This is a genomic window from Clostridium sp. OM05-9, from assembly GCF_003481465.1.
In the GTDB taxonomy this organism is placed as follows: Bacteria; Bacillota; Clostridia; order Lachnospirales; family Lachnospiraceae; genus Coprococcus; species Coprococcus ammoniilyticus.
Map to the genome: position 1 here is coordinate 159,800 of NZ_QULF01000006.1, position 21,421 is coordinate 181,220.

Annotated in this window: 17 protein-coding genes; 2 read left to right on the top strand and 15 right to left on the bottom strand. The window is 43.5% G+C overall.

Going from position 1 to position 21,421, the window contains the following annotated elements; translation table 11 throughout:
- Positions 1–8: 8 nt before the first annotated feature.
- The 12 genes from prmA to DXB77_RS11185 all read right to left on the bottom strand — a co-directional run bounded on the left by prmA (position 9) and on the right by DXB77_RS11185 (position 13,303).
- On the bottom strand, positions 9–971 hold the full coding sequence (gene prmA, locus DXB77_RS11130; protein ID WP_118663228.1) for a 50S ribosomal protein L11 methyltransferase: 963 nt from the start codon (positions 969–971) through the stop codon (positions 9–11).
- An 11-nt stretch (positions 972–982) separates the two neighbouring features.
- The gene (dnaJ, locus tag DXB77_RS11135) at positions 983–2,149 is read right to left on the bottom strand and encodes a molecular chaperone DnaJ (RefSeq protein ID WP_044946265.1); all 1,167 of its coding nucleotides are present in this window, start codon (positions 2,147–2,149) and stop codon (positions 983–985) included.
- Between the two features lie 115 nt (positions 2,150–2,264).
- The gene (dnaK, locus tag DXB77_RS11140) at positions 2,265–4,112 is read right to left on the bottom strand and encodes a molecular chaperone DnaK (RefSeq protein ID WP_008403021.1); all 1,848 of its coding nucleotides are present in this window, start codon (positions 4,110–4,112) and stop codon (positions 2,265–2,267) included.
- 72 nt (positions 4,113–4,184) lie between these two features.
- Positions 4,185–4,850 (bottom strand): nucleotide exchange factor GrpE, encoded by a 666-nt coding sequence (gene grpE / locus DXB77_RS11145; RefSeq protein ID WP_008403020.1) that lies wholly within the window; start codon positions 4,848–4,850, stop codon positions 4,185–4,187.
- A gap of 11 nt (positions 4,851–4,861) precedes the next feature.
- A complete protein-coding gene (gene hrcA, locus DXB77_RS11150; protein WP_044946238.1) occupies positions 4,862–5,893 on the bottom strand; it encodes a heat-inducible transcriptional repressor HrcA in 1,032 nt (343 codons plus the stop codon).
- A gap of 116 nt (positions 5,894–6,009) precedes the next feature.
- Positions 6,010–6,816: a hypothetical protein gene (locus DXB77_RS11155; RefSeq protein ID WP_118663229.1), complete on the bottom strand. Its 807-nt coding sequence runs from the start codon at positions 6,814–6,816 to the stop codon at positions 6,010–6,012.
- 81 nt (positions 6,817–6,897) lie between these two features.
- The gene (locus DXB77_RS11160; RefSeq protein ID WP_118663230.1) at positions 6,898–7,536 is read right to left on the bottom strand and encodes an ABC transporter ATP-binding protein; all 639 of its coding nucleotides are present in this window, start codon (positions 7,534–7,536) and stop codon (positions 6,898–6,900) included.
- 26 nt (positions 7,537–7,562) lie between these two features.
- Positions 7,563–8,777, bottom strand: coding sequence for a radical SAM family heme chaperone HemW (gene hemW, locus DXB77_RS11165; RefSeq protein WP_118663231.1), 1,215 nt, complete (start codon positions 8,775–8,777; stop codon positions 7,563–7,565).
- Positions 8,778–8,889: 112 nt separating this feature from the next.
- The gene (gene lepA, locus DXB77_RS11170; RefSeq protein WP_008403015.1) at positions 8,890–10,704 is read right to left on the bottom strand and encodes a translation elongation factor 4; all 1,815 of its coding nucleotides are present in this window, start codon (positions 10,702–10,704) and stop codon (positions 8,890–8,892) included.
- A 97-nt stretch (positions 10,705–10,801) separates the two neighbouring features.
- Entirely contained in the window at positions 10,802–11,956 is a 1,155-nt protein-coding gene (spoIIP, locus tag DXB77_RS11175) for a stage II sporulation protein P (RefSeq protein ID WP_118663232.1), read from the bottom strand.
- Positions 11,957–11,999: 43 nt separating this feature from the next.
- Positions 12,000–12,917 (bottom strand): GPR endopeptidase, encoded by a 918-nt coding sequence (gene gpr, locus DXB77_RS11180; protein WP_117785464.1) that lies wholly within the window; start codon positions 12,915–12,917, stop codon positions 12,000–12,002.
- Positions 12,918–12,991: 74 nt separating this feature from the next.
- Entirely contained in the window at positions 12,992–13,303 is a 312-nt protein-coding gene (locus DXB77_RS11185) for a hypothetical protein (protein ID WP_021943476.1), read from the bottom strand.
- Positions 13,304–13,516: 213 nt separating this feature from the next.
- Between DXB77_RS11185 and DXB77_RS11190 the strand changes: the two genes are divergently transcribed.
- Complete coding sequence (locus DXB77_RS11190; RefSeq protein ID WP_118663233.1) at positions 13,517–16,510, top strand: PBP1A family penicillin-binding protein; 2,994 nt, start codon at positions 13,517–13,519, stop codon at positions 16,508–16,510.
- A gap of 90 nt (positions 16,511–16,600) precedes the next feature.
- Here DXB77_RS11190 and spoVAE read toward each other — a convergent pair whose 3' ends face one another.
- On the bottom strand, positions 16,601–16,957 hold the full coding sequence (gene spoVAE, locus DXB77_RS11195; RefSeq protein ID WP_118663234.1) for a stage V sporulation protein AE: 357 nt from the start codon (positions 16,955–16,957) through the stop codon (positions 16,601–16,603).
- 8 nt (positions 16,958–16,965) lie between these two features.
- Positions 16,966–17,985, bottom strand: a complete 1,020-nt coding sequence (gene spoVAD / locus DXB77_RS11200; protein ID WP_182427464.1) for a stage V sporulation protein AD — start codon at positions 17,983–17,985, stop codon at positions 16,966–16,968.
- A gap of 147 nt (positions 17,986–18,132) precedes the next feature.
- Between spoVAD and DXB77_RS11205 the strand changes: the two genes are divergently transcribed.
- Positions 18,133–19,440 (top strand): chloride channel protein, encoded by a 1,308-nt coding sequence (locus DXB77_RS11205; protein WP_118663235.1) that lies wholly within the window; start codon positions 18,133–18,135, stop codon positions 19,438–19,440.
- 88 nt (positions 19,441–19,528) lie between these two features.
- Here the strand turns inward: DXB77_RS11205 and DXB77_RS11210 are convergent, their stop codons facing one another.
- Positions 19,529–21,238 carry a VanW family protein gene (locus DXB77_RS11210; RefSeq protein WP_182439481.1) on the bottom strand — a complete coding sequence of 570 codons (1,710 nt, stop codon included), beginning with the start codon at positions 21,236–21,238 and terminating at the stop codon, positions 19,529–19,531.
- Positions 21,239–21,421 lie beyond the last annotated feature (183 nt).

Consider the following 21,421-nt stretch of genomic DNA (forward strand, 5'->3'; position numbering starts at 1 on the left):
CTTTATGACTAATTATCCTTCTCAGCTACAAAACTGATCCAGTCTTTCATAGAGACAGTATCCACTATTCTGAAGTGATTGTCAAGAAGTGCCTGTCTGACCTCGTCTTCTTTTGTATTGATAATTCCGGAACAGATAAACTTCGCATCATCCTTCATAAACTGCTGCACAACACCGGAAAGCGGGATGATTACATCCGCCAGAATATTTGCAACTACGATATCATACTTCGGTTCGATCGACTGAACAAGCTCTTTATCCGCGAGTACATTACCACAGAGAAACCGAACCTGATCTTCTGTAATATGATTGATATCCCTGTTCTCGATGCTGACATGAACCGCAGTCTCATCAATATCGATTCCGAGAACCTCTTTTGCGCCAAGATTACTGCATACAAAGGAAAGGATCCCGCTTCCGCTTCCACAGTCAAGAACCAGATCTCCTTCTTTCATATATTTCTTCAGCTGTCCGATACATAATCTGGTCGTCTCATGGGAGCCGGTTCCGAACGCCGCACCCGGATCAATATCGATCACAATATCATCATCTGTCACATCAGAAGGTGCATTCTCCCATGTCGGTTTGATAACGATATTGTCATACAGACGAAACGGCTTAAAATATGCCTTCCAGTTGTTCATCCAATCCACATCTTCCGTCTCGGATTCTATGATATTGCAGGCTCCAACCGGAATAAATTCCGATAACCGTTCCAGTTCATTTTTTATCTTGGTCTTTATCTCTTCCTTGTCAAAGGAATCATCCAGATAGCAGGAAACCTTTGCTGTTCCGTCATCCGTCGGCATCTCATCCGGCAGAAGATCTACAAACATAGCTGCCATTTCTTCATCTGTCAGAGGCACATTGTCATCGACTTCTATACCCAAAACGCCTTCCTCATCGAGGAAGGCGCTGAGTAAATCGACAGCCTCACACGTTGTTTCAATCGTGATTTGTGTCCATTTCATAATCTATTTACCTATTTCTTCTTTCTTTTTTTGTGATCTCCAAACGAGAATGATGTTCCTACCGAATCTGTTGCAGGTCTAGTCTCAACCAATGTTGCCTGCTCGTATTCATTCAAGATACGCTTCTGTTCTGCAGTCAGCTTCTCAGGGACCTGTACAACCAGTGTTACATAATGATCACCACGCTGAGTAGGATTCTTCAGGTTTGGCACACCTTTTCCCTTCAGCTTAACCTTGGTATCGGTCTGTGTTCCTGGTGGAATCGTGTAATCAATCTCTCCCTCGATCGTATGGATCTTAATATTTCCACCCAGCGCTGCCTGTGTGAATGAGATCGGTTCGGAGGAGTAAAGATTGTATTCCTGTCTCTGGAACTTCGGATGACGATCAACAAGGATCGTAACATGAAGATCTCCTCTTTCACCACCATTAAATCCAGGTTCACCTTTTCCTTTGATACGGATATTGGTTCCGTTATCTACTCCAGGCGGAACGGCGATCTGAATCTTCTTTCTGCTCTTTACATAACCGGTTCCCGCACAGTTGCTACATTTATATCTAATGATCTTACCGGATCCGCCACAGTCCGGACAAGTCGATACATTTCTTACTACGCCAAACAAGGACTGCTGTGTTGTAACGATCTGACCTTTTCCGCCGCATTTGCCACAAACCTCCGGCTGATGTCCCGGCTGTGAACCGGTTCCCTTACATACTTCACATTCATCCTTTAATGGAAGATCCAGTTCTTTCTGTGTACCAAATATTGCTTCCTCAAAAGCAACTCTGATCGTTGTCTTGATGTTAGCACCCTTTACAGGTCCGTTTGAATTTCTCTGTCTGCTTCCACCACCGAACATATCTCCGAAAATATCTCCGAAAATATCTCCCATATCAGCAAAATCAAAGCCGCCGAAGCCACCAAAGCCACTGCCGCCGGCATTTGGATCAAATGCCGCATGACCATACTGATCATATTTCGCTCGCTTCTCCGGGTCACTAAGTACTGCATAAGCTTCCGCTGCTTCTTTAAATTTTCTTTCAGCCTCCGCATCGCCCGGGTTCATATCAGGATGATATTTCTTGGCTACGACACGATATGCTTTTTTTATCTCTGCCTCTGAGGCATTCTTGGTTACACCAAGGACCTCATAGTAATCAGTTTTTGTTTCTGCCATAACTTTTAACCTTTCATCTGCGATATACATTCATATCCACAGTAAAACAGGAAACCTTTTTCCTGTTTTACTGTCAGATATTTACTATAGACTACATTTCATATTATTTCAAGGCTTAAACCTCTGTGAAATCTCCATCTACTACATCACCCTCTGAAAAGTCCGGTGTACCTGTACCTGTTCCTGCATTTGCTCCGGGACCATTCTGCTCATAAAGCTTAGCGAACAGATTCTGAGCACTTTCCATAAGCTTATCCTTAGCAGCCTTGATCTTATCCACATCAAGATCTGTCATATTCTCTGCATCCGTGCTTTCAATTGTTGACTTTAATGAGTCTAAGTCAGCCTGTACGGCAGACTTATCTGCATCTGAAAGCTTATCTCCGACTTCATTCAGTGCTTTTTCTGTCTGGAATGCAAGTGCATCTGCTTCATTTCTTGCTTCAATGCCTTCCTTACGTTTCTTATCCTGTGCTTCGTATTCTGCAGCTTCTTTTACTGCTCTCTCGATATCATCATCTGAAAGTGATGTACCGGAAGTAATTGTAATGTGCTGTTCTCTTCCTGTTCCGAGATCCTTAGCAGATACATTTACGATACCATTCGCATCGATATCGAATGATACTTCGATCTGAGGAACGCCTCTTCTTGCAGGAGCGATACCATCCAGTCTGAAACGTCCAAGACTCTTATTATCTTTTGCAAACTGTCTTTCACCCTGTACTACGTTGATATCAACGGCATCCTGATTATCCTGTGCTGTTGAGAAAATCTGGCTCTTCTTTGTAGGAATTGTCGTGTTTCTCTCGATCAGATGTGTTGCGATACCACCCATTGTTTCGATAGAAAGTGTAAGTGGTGTAACATCAAGAAGAAGGATCTCACCGGCACCGGCATCACCTGCAAGCTTACCGCCCTGGATAGATGCACCGATTGCAACACACTCATCAGGGTTGATACCCTTGAACGGCTCTTTACCTGTTAATCTCTTAACTTCTTCCTGTACGGCGATGATACGTGTAGAACCACCAACTAATAATACCTTATCAAGATCTGCTGCAGTAAGTCCTGCATCTTCCAGTGCTGTCTGAACAGGTACCTTTGTTCTGTCAACCAGATCTGCTGTTAACTCATCAAATTTTGCTCTTGTCAGGTTCATATCAAAATGCTTTGGTCCATCCTGATTTGCTGTAATGAAAGGAAGGTTGATGTTTGTTGTCATAGCGGATGAAAGCTCTTTCTTTGCCTTCTCTGCTGCTTCCTTTAATCTCTGCATAGCCATCTTATCGCCGGAAAGGTCGATACCCTCTGCCTTCTTGAATTCATCTAACATATACTGTGTAACAGCATTATCAAAGTCATCACCACCGAGCTTGTTATCACCAGCTGTTGCTAATACTTCAATAACACCTTCACCAATCTCAATGATAGATACATCGAATGTACCACCACCTAAGTCATATACCATGATCTTCTGCTCCTGCTCATTATCAAGACCATAAGAAAGAGCTGCTGCTGTAGGCTCGTTGATGATACGCTTTACATCAAGTCCTGCAATCTTACCGGCATCCTTTGTTGCCTGTCTCTGTGCATCTGAGAAGTAAGCAGGTACTGTGATAACGGCCTCTGTAACCTTCTCACCGAGATATCCTTCTGCATCGGATTTCAGTTTCTGAAGAATCATAGCTGAAATCTCTTCCGGTGAATACTTCTTGCCATCGATCTCTACTCTGTAATCTGTACCCATATGACGCTTGATGGATGAAATTGTCTTATCTGCATTTGTAACTGCCTGACGTTTTGCAGGCTCACCGACTACTCTCTCACCTGTCTTTAAGAAACCTACTACAGATGGTGTAGTTCTCATACCTTCTGTATTCGCAATAACAACAGGCTTACCACCTTCCATTACTGCTACACATGAATTTGTTGTACCTAAATCAATACCAATTATCTTACCCATGATTATATTCCTCCTAAATAAAATTCTGTTTTCTTAATTTAATAAAATTTATATGCTATAGTCATTTGACTATTAGTTTGCAACCTTTACCATGCTGAATCGTAATACCTGATCCTTATACATGTAACCACGCTGCATCTCTTCGACGATCACGTTCTCTCCGTAATTCTCATCCTCTACATGCATTACTGCATTGTGGAACGCCGGATCAAACTGTTCACCCTCGCAGTTCATCGGGGTAACGCCGATGGATTCCAGTGAAGTCATAAGTGATTTGTAGATTTTATCAACTCCTGCTTCAAACGGTCTGTCTTTATCCTCTTCCGGAATTGCTGCAATCGCTCTTTCAAAGTTGTCAACTACCGGAAGTAATTTTCCAAGAACATCCTTCGCTCCGAAATCATACATTTTGGATGACTCCTTTTCATTTCTCTGGCGGATATTCTCGCACTCTGCAAGAAGACGTTTATATTTGTCTTCTGCATCCTGACAGCGTTCTTTCAATTTATCATTTTCTTCTCTTAAAGCCTTACTGCCGCGTCTGTTCTCTTTTGCAACCGGCTTCGGTTTTGCTGCTTCCGCCTGTTCTTCAGGGACATCCACGGTTTCTGTAACATTCACATCTGTAGTTGTTGTTTCTGCAGTATCTGTTGACTCTGCTGTAACTTCATCTACAATTGTTTCTGCTGCCTTTTCATCTGTCTTTACTTTCTTAGTATCTTTCTTGGTGTCTGCCATTATCGGACCCCCTATTCGTTATTATTAAATATATCATCCAATTCATCGGTCAGATTTTTTAACATCGTAACGACTTTCTTATAGTCCATACGTTTCGGACCGATGATACCTATAGTTCCTTTTGCGCCTTCCGGCATCTTATAAGTTGCCGTTACAAGGGAGCAATCTTTCAGATCCTCACTGGAATTCTCATCGCCGATTCGGATCTCTATATCAGAGTTATCTTTATTGATAACTTCTTCTACATATTTTACAAATTCCTCTTTGTCTTCTATATCTTCAAAAGTTCCAAGCAGTTTTTCCGCTGTTGCCGAATCCATCAATTCAGGATACTTTAACATGTTGGTCGCTCCGCTTGTATAAACCTTCAGGTCATCCGCTTCATGAATAGCTTCCATGATTCCCTGAAAGATGTTTTCTAAGATATCCGCATATTCACCTGCCTGCATCTTCATCGTCTGTATCAGTTCCAGATTAATATCTTCTAATGCAGCTCCCTGAAGGAACGTGTTTAATAAAATATTGAATTTTAAAATCTCGTCATTCTTCAGATCGTACGTGGTATCGATCAGCTTATTCTTTACGATATTTCCATCCACCATGATCACCGCAAGAAGCTTTGACTCAGCAACCTTGGAAAGCTGTATAAACTTCACGGTATTATTATACTGAGGTGTGGTAACCAGTGTGGCATAATTCGTATTTGCCGCTAATACCCGGGCAACCTGCTTCAGCATCTTCTCCATTTTATCAACTCGTTCAAGAAGATTTCCCTTCTCTGTCTCAGCCTCTATCTTCTCATTCATAAGGCTGTCAACATAGAACCGATATCCTTTGTCCGTTGGAATTCTTCCTGCAGATGTATGCGGCTGACATATATAACCCATGTCCTCCAGATCAGACATCTCATTCCTGATCGTCGCCGAACTTAAGTTCAAATCTGTATACTTTGAAATCGTCCGCGATCCTACAGGTTCTCCGGTCTCTAAATAATTGGAAACGATAGCTTTCAGAATTTTGACTTTTCTCTCGTCAAGTTCCATCTGCTCATCCCTTTCATTTTGTTAGCACTCAAATACTCCGAGTGCTAACCACTAAAATTAATCTAACACCCACTACCTTGTTTGTCAACATTTATTTTGAAAAAAATCAAGAAAATTTATAATTTTTGAGCTTTGAAAAAATGAATGCCGAGTCCTGTAGAAATCACGGCATATAAAAGACTGATGATAATCGCAGCTACCGCATCTGTTCCGTTAAATGTAAGGTCACTTGTCATACCGAGAAGCTGCACGATCCAGATGTTATCCGACCACGCCGGCAGATTAAACAGATCCACAAGGACACGAACTCCGGGTGTAAATAACAGCACCAAAAGAACCGCGGCAGTCATAGACAATACCGAATGTCTGATCAGTGAAACCAACATAAATGCAAACATCGCACAGGCTCCGATCATTATAAACTGCAGCACTATCGCAAGCATTGTTTTTCCAATCCGGGAAGCTTCTGAAGCTTCAGGGACATTTCTAAAAAACAAAGCAGCCGCAATCCCTGAAATCAGAATATATTCCAGTAAGATCCCCCATGCATAAGTAACTGCCGCCAGCACTCTGGCAATATAACAGGCCGCTCTGCTTTTACTTCTCTGCAGCTCGCAGCGTATGGTATTCTGTTCGTAGTCTTCGGATATATGAAGGATAACCGGAAACATCATAAGAAGGACCAGAAGCTCAGAAGCAGAAAAAGCCGATGCAATATAAGCGATTCCATCCATCTGACCTTTGATCGCTGTAATCGTCTGTTCTGAAAAGCCTGCTGCCGCCAGGAAGTCGCTGCTTACCCCTGCACTTACATAATGAAGAAAAGCTGCTACAAGAATCGCAAACGGAATCACCAGAATCATGATCATTCTGCCATAAAAGCTTTTGCCATATCGAAATACTTCTGCTCTGTAAACATTCATACTGTTGCCTACGCTCCCTCTAAATAAGAAATAACCGGATCTATCTCCTGTTTTTAATATACCCGTGAGTGGTTTTTTATATTACAGGTAAATAATCCGGTCACAAACCTGTTCCAGATCTCCGGGTATGTGGCTGGTAAGAATAACCGCCATTCCTTGTTTTCTTCGTTTCTCCAGATAAGATAAAAACGATGCTCTCGTAAACGGATCAAGCCCGTTCAACGGTTCATCAAGCAATGCCAGCCTTGTCTCTTTATGGATCGCAAGACAAAGCGCAAGCTTCTGTTTATTGCCAAGTGACAGCTTAGATGCTTTGATCCGGTCAAATTCATGGATACCCAAAAGATCGATCAAAGCTTCATCCGTAAGCTGCTTATCTCCGTTCATATGCTCCATCATTTTTATATTATCACGCACGGAAAGGTCTGAAAAAAAAGAGGGTCTGTCGATCACACATGCCATATCTCTGCCGGATATATCTATTACATTTATCTGTCCTGAGCAGCTGCCCTTTTTCCGGGGAATAAAGCTCGCCAACATACGAAGTAACGTGCTCTTTCCACTTCCATTTTGTCCCGCCAGTCCGACAATCTCGCCTTTACGCAGTACAAATGTCAGATTCTTCTCCCACAACGGCTGTTCTGTTCCAGGATAGGTATAATTCAGTTCATTTATTTCTATAATAACAGCGGTCTGCTGCTCATTCGTCTCTTTTATCATATCCGAACCTGTCCCCGACTATCATTTCATTTATCTTTATCCTGTAAAAAATCTACAAGAATCCTGTTACTTACATCGATTCCCTTTCTGGTAAAACATACCATCCCCTTTTCATCTTTCATATGTCCGCTTGCCACATACCCTCTTATAATATCCCCATAAACATCATATAAGGAATGGCCGAATCGTTCATAGAAATCCGCCGCACTGATCCCTCTGGTCATTCTAAGCCCAAAGATCACATATTCTTCCATCAATGTATCAACATCTACAGTTTCATCAATATGTCTGATCGAAAGCAGCTCCGGTATCCGGTACGTTTCATCGATCGAGCGTTTTTCAAATACTTCCTCCATCGTATCGACATACTGTTTTATATCTGACGTATTCGAATATCTTCTTCCATTAAAAAAGGAAGCCGCACCTATACCGATCCCGATATATTCATTCATCGTCCAGTATACGATATTATGTCTGCATTCATATCCGGGCTTTGCATAATTTGAGATCTCATACCTTTTATATCCTGACATCTCGAGTACCTTTCCGGTTGCTTCATACATTTCACGGTCTGTTTCCTCATCCGGAAGTTTTGAAAGAAGTTTCTGATCCTCCGCAAGCGGTGTTCCATCTTCCACGATCAGGCTATATGAAGAGATATGCTCCGGTCTGCACTTCAATACACGCTCTAGTGTATCCAGGTAGGAATGAAGCGTCTGCCCCGGGATCGCAGAGATCAGGTCGACATTGATATTTCTGAAGCCTGCGTCACGTGCTGTCTGATAGGATGTCAGAAACTGTTCATATGTATGTATCCTGCCAAGCATGGCAAGCTCATCATTGTGTGCGGACTGCAGTCCGATACTCATACGATTGATCCCGGCCGCCAGATATTCCGCTGCTTTGATCGCAGTCAGGGTACCCGGATTCACCTCAATCGTAATCTCGGCTTCTTCGTCCACTTTAAAAATGCTTCTAAGGGTCGCCAATATATTCATGATCTCGCCCGGTAAAAGTATAGACGGAGTTCCTCCGCCTATAAATATCGTTTTTACAATATAGTCCTTTGATATGCTTTTATAGCTTAATAACTCTCTGCAAATGCTCTGGACATATGCCTTTCTGACCGCACCGCTCCGGTTGATCTGCGGGTCATCCGCACCAAAAGACAGGAAATCACAATATACACACTTCTTAACACAAAACGGAATATGTATATAAATGCTCAGTTTTTTTCTCATGTGTTTTTCCTGCCTTCTCGTTTTTTCTGTAAGCTGCTTTCTGCTTATATCAGGATCATTTTTGATTTATTTCATTCTAAATGTCCTGATTCAACCTGCAATTTTTTTATATTTATTCCTCATCAAGTTTTAATACGCTCATAAACGCCTGCTGCGGAATCTCTACATTTCCGATCTGACGCATACGTTTCTTACCTTCCTTCTGTTTCTCCAGAAGCTTCTTCTTACGGGAGATATCTCCACCGTAACATTTTGCAAGGACATCCTTTCTGACTGCTCTTACCGTCTCTCTGGCAATGACCTTGTTGCCGATCGCTGCCTGAATCGGAATCTCAAATAAATGTCTTGGGATCTCCTGCTTTAACTTCTCGCACATCTTTCTTCCGCGTTCGTAAGCAGTATCCTGATGAAGAATGAAGGACAACGCATCGACCTCTTCTTTATTGATCAGGATATCAAGTTTTACAAGCTCGCTCCGCACATAGCCCTTCATCTCATAGTCAAAGGACGCATAACCTCTGGATCTTGATTTTAATGCATCAAAGAAATCATAGATGATCTCATTTAACGGAAGGTCATACCGAAGCAGCGCTCTGGTTTCTTCCATATATTCCATTCCCTGATATACGCCACGGCGTTCCTGACAGAGCTGCATGATCGCACCTACATATTCTGTAGTGACCATGATCTCCGCGGATACAAACGGCTCTTCCATATATTCGATATTCGACGGATCCGGCAGATTGGACGGATTCGTCAGTTCGATCATCTTGCCATCCGTTGTATGCACACGGTAAACAACGCCCGGCGCAGTCGTAACCAGATCCAGATTGAACTCGCGCTCCAACCGCTCCTGTATGATCTCCAGATGCAGAAGTCCAAGGAAACCGCAACGGAAACCGAAACCAAGTGCGATCGATGTCTCCGGCTCAAAGCTTAAGGACGCATCATTTAACTGAAGCTTCTCCAATGCATCGCGAAGATCCGGGTATTTGGCTCCATCTGCCGGATAAAGTCCGCAGTAGACCATAGGCTGTGCCTTCTTATATCCCGGAAGCGCCTCTGCGCATGGATTGTCGTTATCTGTAACGGTATCACCGACTGTAGTATCTCTGACATTCTTTAAGCTGGCAGTGATATAGCCTACCATTCCTGCCGATAATTCATCACATGGAACGAATCTGCCAGCCCCGAAGATTCCTACTTCTACTACCTCTGCAACAGCTCCAGTTGCCATCATACGGATAGACGTCCCACGTTTTACCACACCGTCGAATAAGCGGCAGAATATGATAACACCTTTATATGAATCGTAAATACTGTCAAATATAAGTGCCTGAAGCGGTTTTTCCGGATCTCCTGCTGGTGCCGGGATCTTCGTAACGATCTGCTCTAAGACCTGATCGATATTGATACCATTCTTTGCCGAAATTCTCGGAGCATCCTGCGCTTCGATTCCGATCACATCTTCAATCTCATTTACCACACGCTCCGGTTCGGCCGAAGGAAGATCGATCTTATTGATAACCGGCATAACATCCAGATCGTGATCGATCGCAAGATATACATTTGCAAGTGTCTGTGCCTCGATTCCCTGTGCTGCATCCACAACCAGGATCGCACCCTCGCAGGCAGCCAGACTTCTTGATACTTCATAGTTAAAATCAACATGCCCCGGGGTATCGATCAGATTGAAGATATATTCTTCTCCATCCTGTGCTTTATAGATCGTACGAACGCACTGTGCCTTGATCGTGATTCCACGTTCCCGCTCCAGATCCATATTGTCAAGCACCTGATTCTGCATCTCACGTTCAGTCAATAAGCCTGTCTTTTCTATAATCCTGTCCGCAAGTGTCGATTTACCATGATCGATATGCGCTATAATGCAAAAGTTTCGTATCTTTGACTGATCTATATGAGCCATCCTGTTTTCCTCCGGTATCTGAATTTCTTTTCTCTTTTTATTTTAAACATACATTCCTGCAAGCAAATAATTTCGTGTTCATTATCATAACACAATCTCACTTTCCGCTCAATACTTTGTAAAGAATTGCAGCCAGCGGCTCCATGGCATTTTTTGCTTCTTCTACCGTATTCGTCTGGCTGCCGACCTCTACTAATAACGACCGGGGCTTCAGATCCAGATTATATCGATATCCCTTAACAAATATCTTTCTTACAAAGGACTCATAATTTGCCTGTGCCGTCAGATACATCTGCAGACTGAAGGCAAGATTTTCTGTTTTGTATGGATTTGCCAGATATGATATGTCTCCGTTCTTATTTAATCGGCTCACTCCGTTTAAAAACATAATCTGCGCAGTCTTTTTTCCCCCGATCTCCGTGATCAGATATGTATCCTCGGCTACACCGTCTCTGTGAATATCGATCACGACATCAATAGACGGGTATTCCGTAAGAATCTTCTGAACTCCCTCTCTTGCATAATCATATGCTGCGCTTCGATCCAGCTCCCCACCGGTCATATCATAGGCTGTCGTATCGTGATAGACTGCCACCCCGTAATTCTCTTCGAGAAGCTGCGTCAGGTAATCACCAACGCCGATCACGGTATCCTCAACCTTGCCCGGCTCGGAATCTTTAAAGCTCTCCGTTCCGTGTGTATGGTAGATCAGTACCTTATAATTCTTTTCTTCTGTATCGATCGTCAGATCCATGGAAGCAAGATCCTGTCCATTTAATTCTTCTCTGGATACACTTGTTGTACTGTCTATAACATAAAAATTTGATCTCATATAATCATAATCCGTCAGTTTCTCCCGCATATATCCATATTTGTCTGACATGGCGGCAACTATGGCTTTCGCCCGGTGATCCAGTGCGATCACAGTCTGCGCCGGCAGATTGTCCGTTCCTTTTTCATCCGTCATCTGTCCCGCCGACACAGTCTGATCCTTCTGTCCGCTTCCCTGTACCAGTTCTCCTGCCAGACAATATTCCTGCAGCATATCCTCCAGATATTTCCCGGATGCCGACACGGTTTCCATATTTTCGGTCTGTGTTTCGTATCCATTTCCAAAAAACAGCCAGTTCACCATCCGGTTTACCAATTCCATCCGATATGTTGCGTCACAATTTGCGAACCAGATCAGTATCGACAATCCGGCCCATAAAAGGCAGTATTTTGTTTTTCTTATGATCCGTCTGTTCTTCATCCAGTAAATACTCTTATTTTAGTTATTTACCAGTATATGTTGGTTATGTGAAAATCATGCTGTTTATTGCTTCGGATATTGTGAAGCTTATTCGTTTTACCAGTTCATCGATATTTTTTGGTGTTACAAACATATCCGCAAGCTCCGGTTCAGCCAGATGATATGCCAGCTCATATCGCTGCTGTTCGGAAAAAGATTCCATTAGCTTTTTTCCATAAGACTGGTTAAATGTATCTGCAATAACATCCAGAGAACCATCTATAATGGACGGAACTGAAATAACGGTTGGAACACCAAGAGCGATCACCTTTGCTCCGATCGTCTGTGAATTGATCTCCGTACGATGATTCCCAACACCGGATCCCGGACTGATACCGGTATCCGCAAGCTGTATCGTTTTATTTAAACGTCTGCTGCTCCGGGCGGCAAGTGCATCGACTACAACGACTGCATCGACATCAATATTGTCACAGATTCCACGGATGATCTCCACCGTCTCAATCCCCGTCTGGGCCATGACACCCGGACAGATCGCAGAGATTTCATATTCCGGCTCTTCCTGCAGGTGTATATGCTCCATCTGCAAATGTCTGGTTATAAATAAATGATCGGTCACCAGTGGTCCCAGCGAATCCGGTGTTACCTCCCGGTTTCCCAGTCCCACAACCAGGATGGAACGGGCTTCTCCCAGCATTTTTTTCAGATCATGTGCCAGCTCTTTACAGAGCGGCTTATGGATATCCTCATCAAATTCCCGGATTTCCGGACATTCAATGGTGATATAAGTGCCAACCGGTTTTCCCAACGTATCGGCTCCTGTCTGGTCATTTACATGTATAATAGTCGTCTTTATTTTTTCCTGGCTGATCCTTGTTTCAATTTCGATCCCGTCTATCTTCCCGCGGTCCTTGATATCCTCCCGCAGCTCAATGGCAAGATCGGTTCGTATTGCCCGGTTCATGTATACGCCTCCTATCTGTTATCCCAATACATATAAAATACCCGGGTGAATTTCTTTTTATTCACCCGGGCAGTTTACATGATCTTTTTTAATATACGGCTGATCACCTCAGGATAACCACAGATCGTCATGACCGGCGGATTCCATCTGACATATGCTGTATTGTAAAAACAGGTCGATACTCCTACTTCTATACCGCCTTCCATCTCGGCAGATCGTATGATACGCTTGAATTTACTCTCACTCTTTACCAGACTGAAGGCAGCTTCATGGATCGTAAAATCAACAACCGGATACCCTCCGTCATATCCTGTGACCTTCGCATCCTCAATAAAGGAAAACTCCTCTTTCCATACGGAAATTGCTTCTTCAATTGACTCAAACATCGCTGTTCTGTTTCCTCTCTGTTTATTTCTGTAACCATCATACTACAAAATCCACCTATAGTGTAACAAAAAAACTATAAAATATTTGGGATTTATCCGCATTTTTATATGTCTTAATTTTATTTCACATCAGAAGTTTTACTTTATTATTATGTAAATCTCTGCTATAATGAGTTGTATTTATGATTGAACTTAATTTAAGGAGGATTTTCCATGGATTTTAGCAAAAAGGGCGTGGAAAAGAAACAAAAAGCACTTGTTTCCAAACTACCCCGAAATAAACGAAAACTATCGGTTTCGCTGTTCAAAACACTACTGGTCATATTCCTTGCGATCATCGTACTTGGAATCGGTTCCGGTTTTGGTATGTTAAAAGGCATATTGGACGACACACCAGAGGTGAATGCCAAGGATCTGATCCCGAAAGGATATCAGACAACCCTGTATGATCAGGACGGCAAAGAGCTTATGGTTCTTGCGAGCTTTGATGCCAACCGTGAGTATGTTTACTACGATGATATACCGGAAACACTTGTAAATTCCTTCATTGCTATTGAAGATAAACGTTTCTGGGAGCATAACGGTATCGATGTCCAGGGTATCATGCGTGCCTTCGCCCACGGTCTCCAGTCCGGTGACTTTGATCAGGGTGCCAGTACACTGACCCAGCAGCTGATCAAAAACCAGATCTTCAATGTCGGCCTGGATGAAAAAACCATGTTTGACAAGATCGAACGTAAGGTGCAGGAGCAGTATCTGGCAGTTGAGATCGAAAAGGTGCTTCCGAAAAAGAGCATTGCCGAGTATTACCTGAATACAATCTATCTCGGTCAGGGACGTTACGGCGTAGAAACCGCTGCAAAATACTATTTCAATAAAGAACTGAAGGATCTGTCCATATCCGAATGTGCGGTACTGGCAGCCATCCCTCAGAACCCAAGTAAATTTGACCCTATCGTTTTCCCGGAGGAAAATGCCAAAAGACGACTGATGGTTCTTGAAAATATGCTGGATCAGAACATGATCTCCCAGTCCGATTACGATACTGCACTCGCTGATGATGTATATAGCGAGATTGAAAAGGTATCATCGATCAAGAAATCATCCCCTACCAAGGTCAACTCTTATTACATTGATGAGGTCATCAGCCAGCTTGAAGATGATTTCATGGCTATGGGCTATTCCAAGTCAGAGGCAGACAGCCTGATCTACTCCGGTGGTCTGGATGTCCGTACCTGTCAGGATACACAGATCCAGAATATCTGTGATGATGTTTTAAATGATGAAGATAACTATCCGGCTGACAGCTATCAGTTATCCTATGCACTGACACTGGTAGATGACAACGGTGAACAGTACAACTACAGTCAGAATATGATGGTAACCTGGTTCCAGGAAGAAATGGGACAATCCTCTTTCGACCTAATCTTCTCCAGTGAAGAAGATGCCCGTGCTGCTGCTGACGAATACAAAGCGCACCTGATTGAGACAACCGGTTACAAGGAACAGCTTGAAAGCTATAAGGTCACAGTGGAACCACAGATTTCCTTCACCCTGATGGATCAGGAGACCGGTCAGGTAAAAGCCATCGTCGGCGGTCGTGGTGAAAAGACAGAGGATCGTTCCTTTAACCGTGCTACGGAAGCAACCAGACAACCCGGATCAACCTTTAAGGTTGTTGCCTCTTTTCTTCCTGCACTGGACGGCTGCGGCATGAGCCTTGCAACCGTATACAAAGATGAACCATACACCTATACAAATGGCGGCGAAGTCAGGAACTGGTACAGTGGCTACCGTGGTCCAAGCACGATCCGACAGGCTATTCAGAATTCCATGAATATTCTTGCTGTTAAGACGATCACAGATGTTACTCCGGAGCTTGCTTACGAATATCTGTTAAAGCTTGGATTCACAACCCTAGTAAAAGAACGTACAAATTCAAGCGGAGGGATTGAATCGGATATCAACCAGTCCCTTGCCCTTGGTGGTCTGACAGATGGTATCACAAACCTTGAGATCACCGCTGCTTATGCAACAATTGCAAATGAAGGCAATTATATCAAACCTATCTTCTACACCGAGGTATATGATCATGACGGCAAGCTTCTGATCGATAACAGAACACCGGAAGAATCCCCGGTCATCTCTCCTCAGAATGCATGGTTATTAACAAGTGCCATGCATGATGTAGTTACGATCGGTACCGGTACTGCTGCAAATCTTTCATGTGGTCTTTATACAGCAGGTAAAACAGGTACAACCTCCAGCAACTACGATGCATGGTTCTGTGGATATACTCCATATTACACCGCTTCGATCTGGATCGGTTTTGATGTAAATACTAATTTTGCTGCTGGAAGCTATCATAAGAACATGTGGCGTAAGATCATGGATGCAATCGTGGAAGCAAAGGGTCTGGATACCTCCAAGACCTTTGAAATGCCAAGTGGAATCATACGGGCAACCGTATGTAAGGATACCGGACTTCTTCCTGTTGAAGGCTGTTCAACAATAACAGACTATTTTGCAGAAGGAACCGTTCCTACCAAACGATGTGGTGGAAACAAGAAGGTTGTGATCTGTAATGATTCCCATAAGGTAGCAACCAATACCTGTAAGGAAACAACAACCTACTATTATACAGAAGATGATGACGGCAAGATTGAGATCATTGATGCAGACTTTGAATACGACCAGAACATCCTGAAAGAGAAATGTCCGCTTCATCCGGAGGAAGAAAAACCCGAAGACCCTTCTGATTCTGAAGATCCAAATAAGACTACAGAGGACAACAAGAAGGACAGCTTCAAGATCACATCCGGTGTAGATGGAGCCGGTGGTTCTATCTCACCAAGTACAACCGTAAAATCCGGCAAGAGTACAACCTTCTATATCACACCGGATAAGGGTTATGTGATCTCGGATGTATATGTAGACGGAAGCTCCGTCGGACCGGTTTCACAGTATAAGTTCTCAAAGGTAAAAGGCAATCATACGATCACTGTTAAGTTCAAAAAGGACAAGACAGAAGAACCGCCAACAGAGAAGCCTACAACAGAGGAACCAACAACGGAAACTCCTACAACAGAAGAACCAACAACGGAAGCTCCTACAACAGAAGAACCGCCAACAGAGGAACCTACCGATGAACCATCTTCTGATGAACCTTCCTCAAAAGAGAACAAACATAAAAATACAGAAGAATAAAAACGATATATGTAAAAGGGAGCCATGAGAGATCATTCTCATGGCTCCTTTCCTATTCCCTGGGATCTATATAAAAAAATATACTTTATACTATTTTACCATCTTTGGCTTAAAGATCAGGGATGCCAGATAAGAAAAGATCAATGCTGCCGATGTTCCTACTGCCGCCATCTTGAAGCCTCCCCGGAACAGCCCGATAAATCCATCCTGATCAACTGCCTCTTTTATTCCCTTCCAGAGATTATAACCAAATCCGGAAAGAGGAACCGAGGCTCCGCAGCCGGCAAATTCAAGAAATGGTTCATATATCCCGATTGCTCCAAGAGCAGCACCGGTACATACCAGGATCACCATGATCCGTCCCGGAAGCAGCTTCGTCTTGTCCATCAGTATCTGAACAAGCACACAGACAGCACCTCCGATCACAAATGCCTTTATATAATCCATAAATAACTTTACCTCCGTTCTATTATAACTGCATGTGCCACGCCCGGTATATTCTGTCCTTCATTATAGCTTACTGTGGAAAGAAGTGCTCCGGTCGGTACAAACAATACCCTCTTCCAGGTTCCGTCCCGTAACTGCTTTAATACATAGCCAGCCAGCGTAATAGCCGAGCATCCGCAGCCGGAGCCACCGGAATGTGTATCCTGTTCTTCATTATCAAAGATCTCGATACCACAATCCATATGCTGGTTGCTGATATCTATTCCATTGTCCTTTAAAAGATCAAACAGTATCTTCTGCCCGATCTTCCCCAGATCCCCGGTAATGATACGGTCATAATACGTTGGCTTCCGATCAAAGTCCTTCAGGTTCTGATAGATCACATCTGCCGCTGCCGGTGCCATACAGGCTCCCATATTAAAGGAGTCCTTTACCCCATAATCCACGATCCGTCCCGTTGTAATCCCGGTAATCTGAATTGCTCCTTCTTCCGGCTCTGCCTTACCAACAACAAACGCTCCACTTCCGGTTACCGTCCAGGTCGCAGATAGCGGTCTCTGATTTCCATATTCCAGTGGAAACCGGAACTGCTTCTCTGCACTTCCAAAATGACTGGACGTTGCTGCCACTACACAGTCCGCATAACCGGCAGCAACTGTCATGGATGCCAGCGACAATCCCTCTCCACAGGTGGAGCAGGCTCCATACAACCCAAATACCGGTATATCAAGATCCTTAATACCAAATGTGGTTGCGATCAACTGTCCCAGCAGATCCCCCGCAAATATATACCGGATCTCCTCTTTCTTTTTATCCGCCTTTTTGATTGCAAGCTCGACCGCCTGCCGGATCATCTCACTTTCGCCCTCTTCCCAGGAATCCTTTCCAAATGTAGGATCTTCGGAACGGATATCAAAGTAATCCGCCAGAGGTCCTTCAGCTTCCTTTGGCCCACAGATAGAAGCCGATCCCAGAATACATGGAGGATCTGAAAAACTGACACTTTGTTTTCCAACCATTTTATTCATTTTCTGCCTCCTTATTTCCATATGTTCTTCTGTTGATAGTCATTTGCTTCTTTTCTTTATTTTATTCATATTTAATATGTTCTGGACAAATCCGCTGATTCGGGGTAATCTATGAAAGAATAAAAACAATCTGGATAGGTATGAATTATGATATTTACAAAAGAATACTGGTTAAATTGTATCGATCGAACAAAACGATATGCAAAAACATTTATTAAATGGCTGATCTGTTCTGCCATTATCGGAATCACCTGCGGGGCTGTCGGAACAGCCTTTCATTACAGCGTTGAATATGTCACACAGTTCCGTTCCGGGCACAGATGGATCATCTTCCTGCTCCCGGCAGCCGGTCTGTTGATCGTATTTCTGTACCGTGCAGGCGGCATCAAGCATGACAAGGGTACCAACCTTGTTATCGGTTCGATTCGGAATCCGGAATATAATGTGCCTTTCCGTATGGCACCTCTGATCTTTATAACAACCGTTATCACGCATTTATTTGGCGGATCTGCCGGCCGGGAAGGTGCTGCCCTGCAGATTGGCGGAAGTCTGGGTGCATCGATTGGCAAATTGATCAAAATGGATGACAGCGATAAACATATTATGACCTTGTGTGGTATGAGTGCCGTATTCGCTGCCCTGTTTGGAACTCCTGTTACGGCCGCACTTTTCAGTGTAGAGGTTATCAGCATCGGAATTCTGTATTATAGTGCACTGGTACCATGTATCCTGTCAGCAACCATTTCCTATGCGATCACAGAAAAATTTCACATCACCCCTACCTATTTCATTCTGAATCAGGTTCCTGAAATGTCACTGGCAACCGGGATCCGGGTGATCATTCTCTCGGTCGCTGCTGCCGTACTCAGCATCCTTTTCTGTATGTCCATGCAGGTCATCGGAAAAACATTTAAGAAATATCTGAAAAACCAGTATCTTCGTATATTGGTTGGCGGTGTGCTACTGGTTCTCCTGACGCTTGCCGTCCGCTGCAATGATTACAATGGTGCCGGTATGAACATTATTGAACAGGCGATCCATGGAACAGCAAAACCGGAAGCCTTCATTCTGAAGCTCCTGTTTACCTGCATCACGATCGGCTGCGGATTCCGTGGCGGAGAGATCGTTCCATCGTTCTTCATCGGTGCAACCTTCGGATGTACCCTTGGAGGCTGGATTGGACTGGATCCAGGATTCGGAGCTGCTATGGGGCTTGTATGTCTCTTCTGCGGCGTTGTAAACTGTCCACTGGCATCTCTGGTCTTAAGCATCGAATTATTCGGTGCAAGCGGTATCCTGCTGTTCGCGATCGGTTGCAGTGTCAGCTATATGTTATCCGGTTATTACAGCTTATACAGTGAACAGAAAATCATATATTCCAAGCTTCGTCCTCACTATGTAAACCTGTATACCAATCAGGAGGTCAAAACAAACGAACACAGTGAAGCGGAATAATATACTATCAATAACACAAAAGAAAGCTCATATGGCTGCCTGATCCTTACGAACCGGCTTCCATATGAGCTTTTCTTTGTTTCTTTATTTAATCATCTGTCTTTGTATCATTCTTTTTCTTATTGTCTGACTTTTTATCCGATTTCTTATCATCCTTCTTGGAATCGTCTTTCTTGTCGTCCTTCTTTTCTGTCGTATCCTCAGTTGTCTTTTCCTCGGTTGTTTTTTCCTCCGTCTTCTTCTCCTCAGTCGAATTCTCCTCTGAGGTATCTTCCTTCTCTTTGGTTCCACGAAGAACTACTTTATCCCGTTTATCATACACACTGACAGATTCCGGTTCAGATGAGATTACCTCTCCATTTCCGTCATATACCGTCCGGTAGGTCTGATATTTAGTTCCTGTGATACCTGTAACGGAAACTTCCTCTTCACCTTTCTCCAGTGTATCGTCGTCCTCATATTCCGTATCATAATCATAAGTTGCTACCAGTTCACTGGACAGTGACACTCTGAAGTCCTTTAGCTTCGTTCCATAAATCGCACATGACACAACACCACCACTATAGGAGGCGGTCACCTTGAGCGGATAATCCGTATTATTTATAAAACGGTAATCCGGTCCGCCCCAGGATACTGTTGCATCAAAGCCTGCATCTACATAAGTGGATGGATGCGGATGGCAATGACGTTCTGCAATTTCCAGATTCGCATACAGACAGGCATCATAAAGAGTGGATGATACCTGACAGATACCTCCGCCGACTTCATCTACTGATTCCCCATTGACATAAGATGGAGCTGCCTGAAACCCATTCTCAATGGTTCTCTGTCCTACCACATTATTGAATGAAAACTCTTCACCCGGCATCAGTATCGTGCCGTTACAATTCTCTGCCGCCTTTGCAACATTTCCTTTTCTTGCATCCGTTCCACCTACATTGGTACTGAAGGATCCCAGCATATCACGGAAGAGATAGGCCTGTAATGTCTCCTTCGACAGCTCCGGTTCTGTATAAACCAGATCAAAGCTGACTTCTTCTCCATCGGCTGCCGCATCCAGCTTCTTCCTGGCAGCATCTTTATCAAAGCTGATTCCTACCACAGAATCTGTTACGCTGTAATCATTTTCCGGATCCAGTGTTGCATCCGCCGGTGCTACATAAATCTGATCATATACCAGATCCAGATCGACATCACTGTATGTAAGTGGACATTCAAGCTGCGCATCATATTCTCCCTTGCTGATGCAGGAAGCAATCTCATCTGCCAGCTTATCCGAATCTACCGTATAACCTCCGCGGCCCTTTGTAACAATAACCTTGTCATCCTTCACGGTGTAAGAGGAATCTTCTACCCCTTCCAGCTTCGTCAGCCCGGACTGTTCGATCGCAGTATACAACGGCTTCTTATCCTTCAGCGATGGCCGTGCAGTATATTCTGCCTCACCAAATAATGCCTTAATAAAATTAAAACCTCTTGTTAAAAATCCATGGCTTTCATCGTTTGCCTGTTGTACCGCATCGATCACATCCAGATCCAGAGCTTCTTCGATCGCAATGCAATATGTTTTACCTTCCAACGTTACGTCGATCCCGGCATTATTGTACTCCGTTGCAAACTGATCTTCTACAGCCGCTGCAGCTTCCTTCACCGTCATGTTACTGACATCAATTCCATTTATACTGGTATTTGGAAAAAACTTTTTCTTACCAATAATTCCGCAAAATATCAGATAACACGCACACAATGCAACAATAACACATACTGTTGTAGTAACACTTCTTTTTGCTTTTTTCATGATGTATCTCCATTTACTACACATGCGAGTATACGCATCCTGCTAAAGGATACAGATACCTACTATTATTAACTTAACCATTTGTTAAAGTTATCATAGGTATTTTTATCTGTCAATACAGATTCCCCTTAAATCTAATATTTCACAAAACCATCATTTTACCTTAAAACATATGTAACATTT